This is a genomic window from Kitasatospora sp. NPDC059817 (assembly GCF_042731835.1).
Lineage (GTDB): Bacteria > Actinomycetota > Actinomycetes > Streptomycetales > Streptomycetaceae > Kitasatospora.
The window spans coordinates 1-9,354 of sequence record NZ_JBHWIR010000157.1; the positions used below are offsets into that span (position 1 = coordinate 1).

Sequence of the window (9,354 nt, forward strand, 5' to 3'; positions counted from 1 at the left end):
CGGGACAGCTCCCGCTGAGCCCTGGCCAGGCGTTCCCGGTCCTTGCGCCCGTACCGGGGGTTGGTGATCTTCTCCCCGGTGGACAGCGTCACCAGGCTGGTGACACCGACGTCGACGCCCACGGCCGGGTTCACGGGTGCGGGCACCGACGGGCGGTCCTCGCACAGCAGGGAGACGAACCAGCGCCCCGCACTGTCCTGCGACACGGTCACCGTGGACGGCGCAGCGCCCTGCGGCAACGGCCTGGACCACACGATGTCCAGCGGCTGGTCCATCTTCGCCAGCGTCAGCCGGCCGTCCCGGAACCGGAACGCGGAGGACGTGTACTCGGCGGACCTGCGGGACTTCTTCCGGGACTTGAACGTCGGGTACTTCGCCCGCTTCTGCCAGAAGTTGGTGAACGCCCCCTGCAAGTGCCGCAGCGCCTGCTGCAACGGAACCGACGACACCTCGGACAGGTAGGACAGTTCCCCGGTCTTCTTCCACCCTGTCAGCATCGCCGACGTGGCGTTGTAGCTGACTCTCTCCTGACGCAGCGTCCACGCCTCCGAACGGGCCTGCAACGCCATGTTGTAGACCTTCCGCACACACCCGAAGGTGCGCGACAGCTCAGCCGCCTGCGCATCCGTCGGATAGAAGCGGTACTTGAACGCCCGCTTCACGTGAGTCGTGGTCATGACCCACAACCTAGCGGGGCAATCCGTGCAGCTCGAATCCCGCACGTCAAGCACTGCGGTCCGCCCCGGGGGCGAACGCAGCCACCTGACCCGCTACGCGGGCAGTCCAATTCCTCCCCCGGCTGAAGCCGGGGGTATCCACGGAGGTCCATGATGAGGGCCTATGTGAGGTTGTGACCAGTCTCGTGGTTCCACCCTCCTCCGAGAGCGGAACAGGGAGGACTGTGGGCTGTGACGCGTCGCCAACTCGCGGACGATCAGCGGACGATGATCGAGCCCCACCAGCCGGTCGGCAGGTCAACCCCCACCCCGAGCGACTGCGGGAGCGCTCGGGCCGGTGTGCCAGCACCGCAGGCCGGCAACGCCACGACTCGCGGGAGTTCAGCAGTCGTACCGGTGGATCGTGGGCCAGCGGGGGGCAAGCACGGCAGACGAAGACGTAGACACCGCCCATGGCCATCCCGTGACTGCCGCCCTGCGCAGTATCGGACTGCTCCCGGCCGGAGCCGGGACGGGCCCGCTCCTCGACCGGGAACCACCGCCCGCACGACTCACTCGCCGAGATCGTCAGGAGGTGCTCCATCCGATCGCCGCAGGCACAGGAGGGCCATCTCGGAGCCTGGGTCCAGCCCGGATAACCACCGACCTTGCTCTGGTTGGTCGTGAACGCGTCGCAGTAGGAGATGCCGGTGGCCTCCTCCAGGTCCTCGCTCCACTCCCCGACGCGCTCGGACAGCTCCTCCGGCATGTCCCAATTCGGCTACTCGACGGTCTCGGTGGGGTGCACCAGGCAGGGCCGAGGCACGTACTCGTCATCGGATTCGTAGGGCTTCGGCACCTCGTCCGGACTCAGCAACCGCCCGGACACGACCTCGGCGGCGGAGCGCCATCGGAGCACAGGCACCGGCGACCACTGATCACGCTCGGAGTGGATCAGCGGGCACCAGAGCACCTGGAGCACGTCAGTGCCGCCGGGAACGTCAGCGCCGGAACATCGCGGGCGAACAACTGAAGCACGGGCACCGCGGCCACGGGGCCCGCTACCCGTGCGTGGTCCGCCGCATGCTGTCTGCGAGCGTCTCGCGCCCTGCTTGGATCTTGGTGCTCTGGATGGCGGAGATCCGTCCGACCAGCAGGATCGCCAGGAGTGCGGCGACAACGTCGACAAGCACGACGAGGGGCGCGTTGGGGTTGCCGTCCAGATCGATCACCATGTAGGCCGTGATCCCGACCGACTTGGCGATCCACACCGCCCACCAGGCATCGATCGCCCAGGCGCCGTCGACCCGCACACCGGCTCGCCAGATGTCCAGCACGACCCGGCGCGGGGCCCGCCACATGACCGCGGGGATGAATGGGTCAGTCCCACCACAGCACGACAAGGAGGCTCCTCCGGGCCGCTTCCTCGTAGAAGCCGCGTAGCGCGCCGAAGTGGGCCAGCAGGTACTCCGTCGGATCGCCGATGAAGCCGTAGCCGAGCGTGGAGCCCGCACCGCTGTCCACGACCGAACGGAGGATCGCTTGCATGTCGATCTCTCCGAGCAGCGTCGACACCCGGGCGACGTCGGCTGGGTGGAGGGCCGTCGGAGTGGAGTTGCTGAAGAAGGCAATCGCATGCTCGTTCGCGTTGAGGAAGCCCAGATCGACGCCGCTGTCGCCATGGGTCGCGCTCCTGAGCGCCTCCCGGTGGACGGCGTCGAGCCGCGCCAGTTCACAGGCACGCTCCAGCATGGAAGGTGCCCAGTCCAGATCCAGACAGTCCACGGACGGTGGATCCCAATGATGATCCCCGTCCGGCGACTCGGCAGCGGACCGACGGCAGGCGTCGAGGTACTCCACCGAGACTCGGGCGAGTTGCTGGGTGATGGCCATGGCGGCAGTACCCCGACGCTGTCCACCGGATTTGCCGCTGCTTCATCAGGGCGCGTCGGTTCTGCTGGTCGGGTTCTTGGGGCCGGTGCGCAGCTTCTCCTCGAACTCCTCGACGGTGACCAGGCCCCAGCAGTTGATGAGCCCGTCGGTGTAGATGAAGAGGTCGGTCAGGAAGTAGTGGCCGCCGTTGCGGATGAAGACATGCCGCCAGGTTCCGGGTACGCGGACACCGTCTGCGGTGCGATGGGTGATCCTGTTGCCGATCGTCCTGGGATTGTGTCGCAGTGGCCGCCGACGCGATCCTGGACTTTCTCCGGGCCGGCCCCGGAACGGTTCGCGCCGGCCGGGACCGGGGCAGGCCTCACGGGCCGTCCCGCCCGTCGCCCGGTTGCGCTGCGTCCCGAGGGGGCGGTGGCGCCGCAGGAGGGCTGGGCGAGGCACCGGGAGAGGAGGTCGCCGGGCCGCGCGCGATGCGGGCGCGGCCGTCGGGCGGCAGGACGACGAGGTACTGCTGGTCGGTGTCCTCGACGCGGGCCAGCGTGACGGAGGTGCCGGCCGCCGCGAGCGCCTCGGCGGCCGGGCCGGCCGCCTCCGTCATCCGGTCGAGCCGCGCGTAGGACCGGGTGGGGCCGTGTGCCGGGCCGGTGCCCCAGAACGCGATCCGCGCGCCCCGGCGCAGCGCGGCGAGCAGGTCTGTCCGCAGCGGCCCGTCGTCGGCTTCCTGGAGGAGGAGGTCGTGCAGGCGCTCCTGCCCGCACGGCCGTGACGGCGCCGCCTCGGCCAGCGCCCGGCACTTCCGGCACGAGGCCAGGTCCTGCGGCTCGAAGTGGTGCAGGAAGAACGTCAGGTACTGGCCACGGATCCCGCACAGGGTCCGCCTCCCGTCCCCGGCGTGCCCGACACCGGGCACACCGTTGACCCCGACGAGGGGGAACTCGGCCGGCTCACGCGCCGCCGCGAACGACCAGGCCCCACCCGGCGCTTCGGTATCAGGAGAGTTGATCATGCCGGGCAGCATTCCACGCGGCCGGCGAACTGAGCGAGAGCCGGTCCCGAACCCGGCCTGGAGGATCCCGCCGCACACCGGGCACCAGTCCCGCTGCCCAGCGAAGCCACCGTGCCTCGCGGGCCTGCGCCGCCGGCAGCACGAGGGCGATGACATGTGCGGCCCACCGCCGCTGACGGCTTGCCGCGGCCCGGCGGGCTCCGTCGCCGTACTTGCGGTGCGGCGAGGCGCCCGGCGGGAGCTGTCTGCGGCACGTCGGGCTCCGGCTCTGCCTGCACCTGGCCGCGCTCCCGGGATGCGCGCGCCCGAGACCCGCACGCCCTCGAAGTGCGACCGCACGCCGTCTACCAGCCGGCGCCGGGCTGCGCCAGGATGGTCGGCCAGTCAGCGTGTACGTGGAAGGGGAGCAGCATGGGCGATCACCAGAAGCCGCCGGCGCCGCTTGAGAAGGGGAGCCCGCCGCCGGGCAACCAGGACGGGCAGGTGCCTCCCGCGCCGCCGTCGGGCGGGAAGCACAAGAAGTCGTGAGCCCGGACGCCGACCTGGTGGAGCGTCGGGTGCGGATGGACGCGGCGATGGAGCAGGGCGGGGCGTGGCCCGAGGACTCGCCGTGGTTGCGGGAGGCCATGGCCGCGCTGCCGCGCGACCTGTTCGCACCGGATCGGCTGTGGCGCTGGGACGAATGCGCCTACGTGGCGATGGACCGCGCCACTGATGCGGGCGGGTGGGCGGACGAGCTGTACGGCGACGTCAACGGCGCGGCGATCACCCAGGTCACCGACGGTCTGCCGTCCTCCAGTCTGTCGGCGCCCGGCGTGGTGGCGGACATGCTGGACAGCCTCATGCTGGAGCCCGGGCACACGGTGTGGGACGTCGGCGGCGGGCAGGGCTGGACCTGTGCTCTGGCGGCCTGGCGGGCCGGACCCGGTCGGGTGGTGTCGACCGAGGTCGACGAGCGGCTGGCGGCGTTCGCCCGCGGGCGCCTGGGGGCCGCCGGGGTCGACGCCGAGGTGCTGGCCGGCGACGCCACCCACGCGGGGCCGCCCGGCGGCGCCAGGGTCGACCGGCTCCACGCCACCTACGCCGTCGAGGCCGTCCCGTGGGGCTGGGTGGAGGCGACGAAGCCGGGCGGCCGGATCGTCTACCCCTGGGGCAGGCTCGGCCACGTCGCCCTCACCGTTGCCGACGACGGGCGCAGCGCGACGGGCTGGGTGCAGGGCCTGGCGCAGTTCATGGCCGACCGGCGCGGGCCGGCTCCGACGCGCGGTGACCACGCCACGTACACGGCGGTGCGCGAGGGTGGCGGGCCCGAGGTGCGGCGGGTCGTGGAACGCGATCCGGCGCCGCTGGCCGACGACTGGCACCTGCGCTTCGCGGTGCGGGTCGCCGTCCCGGACGCCGTCGTTCTGACGGGCCGGGGCGAGGACGGTGCCAACGTCTGGTTCCACGACGGCGACCGCTCGTGGGCGGCGCTGTCCGCGGACGGTGACGGGGGCGCGGTGCTGTTCCAGGGCGGGCCGCGGCGGATCGGCGACGAGGTGATGACCGCCTGGTCCCAGTGGGAGGCGCTCGGCTCGCCGGAACTGTACGACTACGGGATCACCGTCACCCCCGAGAAGCAGTGGGCGTGGCAGGGCAGCCCGGGCGGCCCCCGCTGGCCTGTCGCACAGGCCGCCCCGGCCACCCCGGTCGCCCCGCTCGGACGCTGACCGGGGAGGCCGGCCGAGCGGTCAGTCGTTCAGTGGTACAGGCTGATGTCCATGGACACCGCCTCGGCAAGTGAACCGGCCGAAGACCTCAGCGTGTTGACGTTCGACCAGCTCACCGCGTTCGCCGAACGTCCTGGTCGGCACCGTGGCGAGTTGGAGGGCGTCCGGGAGATCAGCGCCCTGCGCGCGTACCGCTCCGAGGATGGTCTCGGACCGGAGGAGCGCAAGCAATGGGCGAAGCTGTCCCTGCGGGTCAACGCGCGCCTGCACGGCGACGGCCCTCGGGAACAGGCACGTATGGCCCAGAACGACTTCATGCTCCGGGCGTGGATCATCGACCGCTTCTGCCCCGATGCCCAGGCCCCCGACTGGGACCCTGACGTTCTCGCCGCCGACACCCTCGCCGAGCTCACCCTGAGTCCTGCGAAGGCCGGCGCTCTGGGCGCCCGCTGGCGGGCCCTGCCTGCCGAGCAGATCGGTGAGCTACGCCGCCTCAAGAACCTGACCGGTCACCTCGACCTGATCATCGGACACCTACGACCCGGTCGCAGTCACGACCAGCTTCAGGAATGGCTGGCCGTCCGGCCGCTTCTCCCCTGACCCGGGTGGCTGGCCGTCCGACGACATGTCGGCTGGTGTCAGCGTCAAGGGCTGTCCGCTCGACCTGTAGGTAGCGGAGAGAAGTCCAACGGATCCCGGCGGGACCGGAATTGATTCGCGAAGATCCCTTCCGCCTCCCGGTCGGATCTGACAGCATCGTCGGTCATCCGGCGATCGGTCGGCGTTGATCCGAACGCCGACGTGCCCCTCGGCCTTGTCCGTCCGCAGCTGAACTGCGCACGGACCGAAGCGATGAACGCGTCCGGTGGACTCCACCGTAGGAAGCAGAAAGGCGGTCGCCCAGCCGCATCACGTGGAGGAGATGTGACCACCGAAGCCGGCACCCCCGGGCCCGCCCTCCGCCCCGCGCACTGGGTCCGCGCCAGGCTGCGCGCGAGCCCGCTCGCGGCACTGTTCACGGCGGCCCTCGTGCTCGTCACGGTCTTCCTGGCGGCGGCCTTCCCCCGGGTCGCGGACCGGAACGCGGACGCGGCGCTCGCGGACTACGTGAGCCACCAGGGCATCTATCCGACCAGCCTGCACGCCGCCTCCCGAGCCCGGCCGACCGACACCGCCGACGGCCTCGACGCCGTGCAGCGGGAGCTCGTCGCGCGGGTCGGCAGGGAGCTCCCGCTCTCCCGGTCGGGCCTGGCCCACGGCACCCGCACCGCGTTCAACGACATGTACAACCCGGGGTACGCACGGCTCGCCGAGGAGACCGCCCCGGGGCTCTCCCTGGCCTACCTGCACGGCCTTGCCGACCGCGTGACCCTCACCGACGGCACGTGGCCGGGCAACGCGCCCGCCGCCGGCCCGCTGCCGATCGTGCTGAGCCGGACGGCCGCCGACACCGTCGGCATCAAGCTCGGCGATGTAGTCGACAGCGGCACCGGCGGACCCACGGGGCGGCGGACCGCCGTGGTGACCGGTTTCTACCGCGTCAAGGATCCGCTCGACCCGTTCTGGGACGGCCTCGGCTGCCCGGACCGAGCCTGCCTGAACCTCGGCACCAACGGCGACAACCGCTGGCGGACCACCGGCTTCGTCGACGGCGCAAGCCTGTCTGCGCTGACCGGTTGGGGCCAAACCGTCGAGGACTTCTGGCGGCTGCCCGTCGACCCCGGCTCCCTGCGGGCCGACCGGCTCGACCGGATCCGCGCCGCCGTCCAGCCCTTCCTGACCGGACAGGCCGCGACGGCGCTGGTCGCCGCGACCAAGCGCGCGGACCTGCGCATCAGCTCCTTCCTGCCCGACGTCCTCGCCCGGGCGGCCGCCCGCTACCACGCGGCGATGGCGCTGAGCGCGATCGGACCGGCAGGTGCCGCGGGCGTCGCCACCGTGGTGCTGCTCCTGGCCGCGGTCCTCGGCGCCGACCGGCGCGCCACCGAGATCCGGCTGCTGTACGCCCGCGGTGGTTCACGCCGCGGGGTGGTGCTGCGTCTGCTCGGCGAGGGTGCGGTGACCGTCCTGCCCGCCGCCGCGCTCGGGACGCTGCTCGCCGTGCTGCTGCTGCCCACCCCCCGGTGGGGGCACGCGGTACTGGCGGCCCTCGCCGCGACGCTGCTCGCCCTGCTGGCCTTCCCGGCCCGTGTCGCCCTGCTGTGGTCGCGTCAGCGGGTGGCCCGCGGCCGGGGCCGGGTGATCGGCACCCTGCGCCGGGTGATCGGCGAACTCGCCGTTGTGGCCGTCACCGTCGTGGCCGTGGCCGAGGTCCGCCGACGCGGCGTCGGCCACGCCGGGTCCGACGTGGACCCGCTGTTGGCGGCCGCCCCGCTGCTGCTCGCCGTGACCGGCGGGCTGCTGCTGGCCAGGATCGTGCCGGTGGTGTTCGGGCGGCTGACCGCACTCACGAAGCGCGGCCGCGGCCTGATCGGGTTCCTGGGCCTGGCCCGTGCCGCCCGCGACGGCTCGGGTCGTCGGCGGCGGTCCCCGTTGCCGGTGCTCGCGCTGCTGATCGCCGTCACCACGACCGGTTTCGGCGCCACCGTGCTCGACACCGTGGAGCACAGCCGGATGCGTGCCGCGCGGGCCGCGACCGGCGGCGACATCGCCATCACCGTCCCGGACTACGCCACCCTGCCGGAGTCGTTCACCAAGGCCGCCGCCGAACTGCCGGGAGTCCGGACCTCGACCGGGGTCCGCGTCGACTCCAGGGCCCTGTTCATCGGCGCCGACCAGGACTACACCAAGGCCGTCCTGGTGGTCGCGGAGCCGCGGGCGTACGCGGAGATCGCCCGGAGCATCGGGGCCGGCGAGTTCAACGCGGCAAAGCTCGCCGGTGCCCCCGGCGGCGCCGACACTCCGGTGCCCGCACTGTTCAGCCGTGACCTGGCCGGGCGGCTGGCCACCGGCACGCCCAAGGTGCACCTGCTCACCGGTAACGACCTGCTCACCACCGTCGCAGGGGTCGTCACCGCCACCCCGGCCCTGCCGGACCCGGGTCTGCCGTTCGTCGTGGTGCCCGCCGGTCCCGCCGCGCAGCGCCTGCCCGAACTCGGCCGGATGAACAAGTGGCTCGGCGTCGGCGACTTCGACCCCGACCAGGTCAGGGCGACGCTCCTGGAGCGGGGCCTGACCCAGCCGACGGGCATCACGAAGCTGATCGCGGAGGACGCCGCGGCCGCGGGCCGGGGCACCCACGGGCTGCCTCCCGGGTACACGGTGGGCAGCAGCCGCGAGTACGCCGCGCAGCTCGCCGAGGACCCGTTGCAGCAGGCCGCCGGGCGGCTGTTCCGGTACGCGGCGTTCGCCGGCGCGGGGTTCGCCCTGCTCGCCGTCCTGCTGACGCTGTTCCAGGCCGCGCCCGACCGCGCGGCGGTGCTCGCCCGGTTGCGGACCATGGGTCTGCGGCCCCGGCAGGGGCTGGCACTGATCATCGCCGAGGCACTGCCACAGGCCCTGGCGGCGGCCGTTGGCGGCGGTCTGGTCGCCGCGGCGGCGGTCGGACTGCTCGGCTCGGCCTTCGACATCTCCACGCTGGTCGGTGCCGAGGTCGGCAACGCCCTGTCGCCCACGGTGGTGCCGGTGCTACTGCCCACGGTGGGCCTGGCGCTGGTGGCCTGCGTCGCGGTGGTGCTGGAGGCGCTGGTCGCCGGCCGGCGCCAGATCGCCACCGAACTACGTGCCGGGGACGGGCGATGACGCCGGCGAGGAGCCGTTCGTCGACACCCTGGAAACTCTGATCGCGGTTTGTGATGATCTTGGCGCGGGGCGCGGAGGCCTGACGGACGAACAGTGGATCCGACTGGAGGAGTTGCTGCCGGCGGGTGAGAAGACAGGGCGGCCTCCGTACCGGACCCATCAGCAGGCCGCCGGGGCGGCGAAAAGGGGGCCTCCAGAAGGAGCCGCCAACTCAAGCGCCACGGGCCGCCGCTACGAGATACGACAAACCTGCCGTCCGCTACGAAGCGACCGTGGGGGGGGGGGGGGGCTTGAACAGATCAGATGAGTGCAAACAGAAAAAACACTATATATAGAGATAGATCTAGGA

8 protein-coding genes and 1 pseudogene are annotated in these 9,354 nt (G+C 72.2%); 3 read left to right on the forward strand and 6 right to left on the reverse strand.

Annotated elements, in window-relative coordinates; genetic code table 11:
* The 6 genes and pseudogenes from ACFV61_RS27060 to ACFV61_RS27085 form a co-directional block, all read right to left on the reverse strand.
* Positions 1-677: RNA-guided endonuclease InsQ/TnpB family protein (locus ACFV61_RS27060; protein WP_380494386.1), on the reverse strand; the 677-nt coding region annotated here is incomplete at its 3' end.
* A gap of 760 nt (positions 678-1,437) precedes the next feature.
* Positions 1,438-1,581, reverse strand: a complete 144-nt coding sequence (locus ACFV61_RS27065) for a hypothetical protein (RefSeq protein ID WP_380494388.1) — start codon at positions 1,579-1,581, stop codon at positions 1,438-1,440.
* Between the two features lie 136 nt (positions 1,582-1,717).
* The gene (locus tag ACFV61_RS27070; protein ID WP_380494390.1) at positions 1,718-1,993 is read right to left on the reverse strand and encodes a hypothetical protein; all 276 of its coding nucleotides are present in this window, start codon (positions 1,991-1,993) and stop codon (positions 1,718-1,720) included.
* Between the two features lie 43 nt (positions 1,994-2,036).
* On the reverse strand, positions 2,037-2,549 hold the full coding sequence (locus tag ACFV61_RS27075; RefSeq protein WP_380494393.1) for a DUF1877 domain-containing protein: 513 nt from the start codon (positions 2,547-2,549) through the stop codon (positions 2,037-2,039).
* 81 nt (positions 2,550-2,630) lie between these two features.
* Positions 2,631-2,834, reverse strand: a pseudogene (locus ACFV61_RS27080) (DUF1768 domain-containing protein); the annotation flags it as partial.
* Between the two features lie 76 nt (positions 2,835-2,910).
* Positions 2,911-3,555 carry a hypothetical protein gene (locus tag ACFV61_RS27085; protein WP_380494394.1) on the reverse strand — a complete coding sequence of 215 codons (645 nt, stop codon included), beginning with the start codon at positions 3,553-3,555 and terminating at the stop codon, positions 2,911-2,913.
* Between the two features lie 524 nt (positions 3,556-4,079).
* Between ACFV61_RS27085 and ACFV61_RS27090 the strand changes: the two genes are divergently transcribed.
* From ACFV61_RS27090 to ACFV61_RS27100, 3 genes are all read left to right on the forward strand, one after another.
* A complete protein-coding gene (locus ACFV61_RS27090) occupies positions 4,080-5,264 on the forward strand; it encodes a protein-L-isoaspartate O-methyltransferase (RefSeq protein ID WP_380494396.1) in 1,185 nt (394 codons plus the stop codon).
* Positions 5,265-5,315: 51 nt separating this feature from the next.
* Positions 5,316-5,864 (forward strand): hypothetical protein, encoded by a 549-nt coding sequence (locus tag ACFV61_RS27095; RefSeq protein WP_380494397.1) that lies wholly within the window; start codon positions 5,316-5,318, stop codon positions 5,862-5,864.
* 324 nt (positions 5,865-6,188) lie between these two features.
* A complete protein-coding gene (locus tag ACFV61_RS27100) occupies positions 6,189-9,005 on the forward strand; it encodes a hypothetical protein (protein WP_380494399.1) in 2,817 nt (938 codons plus the stop codon).
* Positions 9,006-9,354 lie beyond the last annotated feature (349 nt).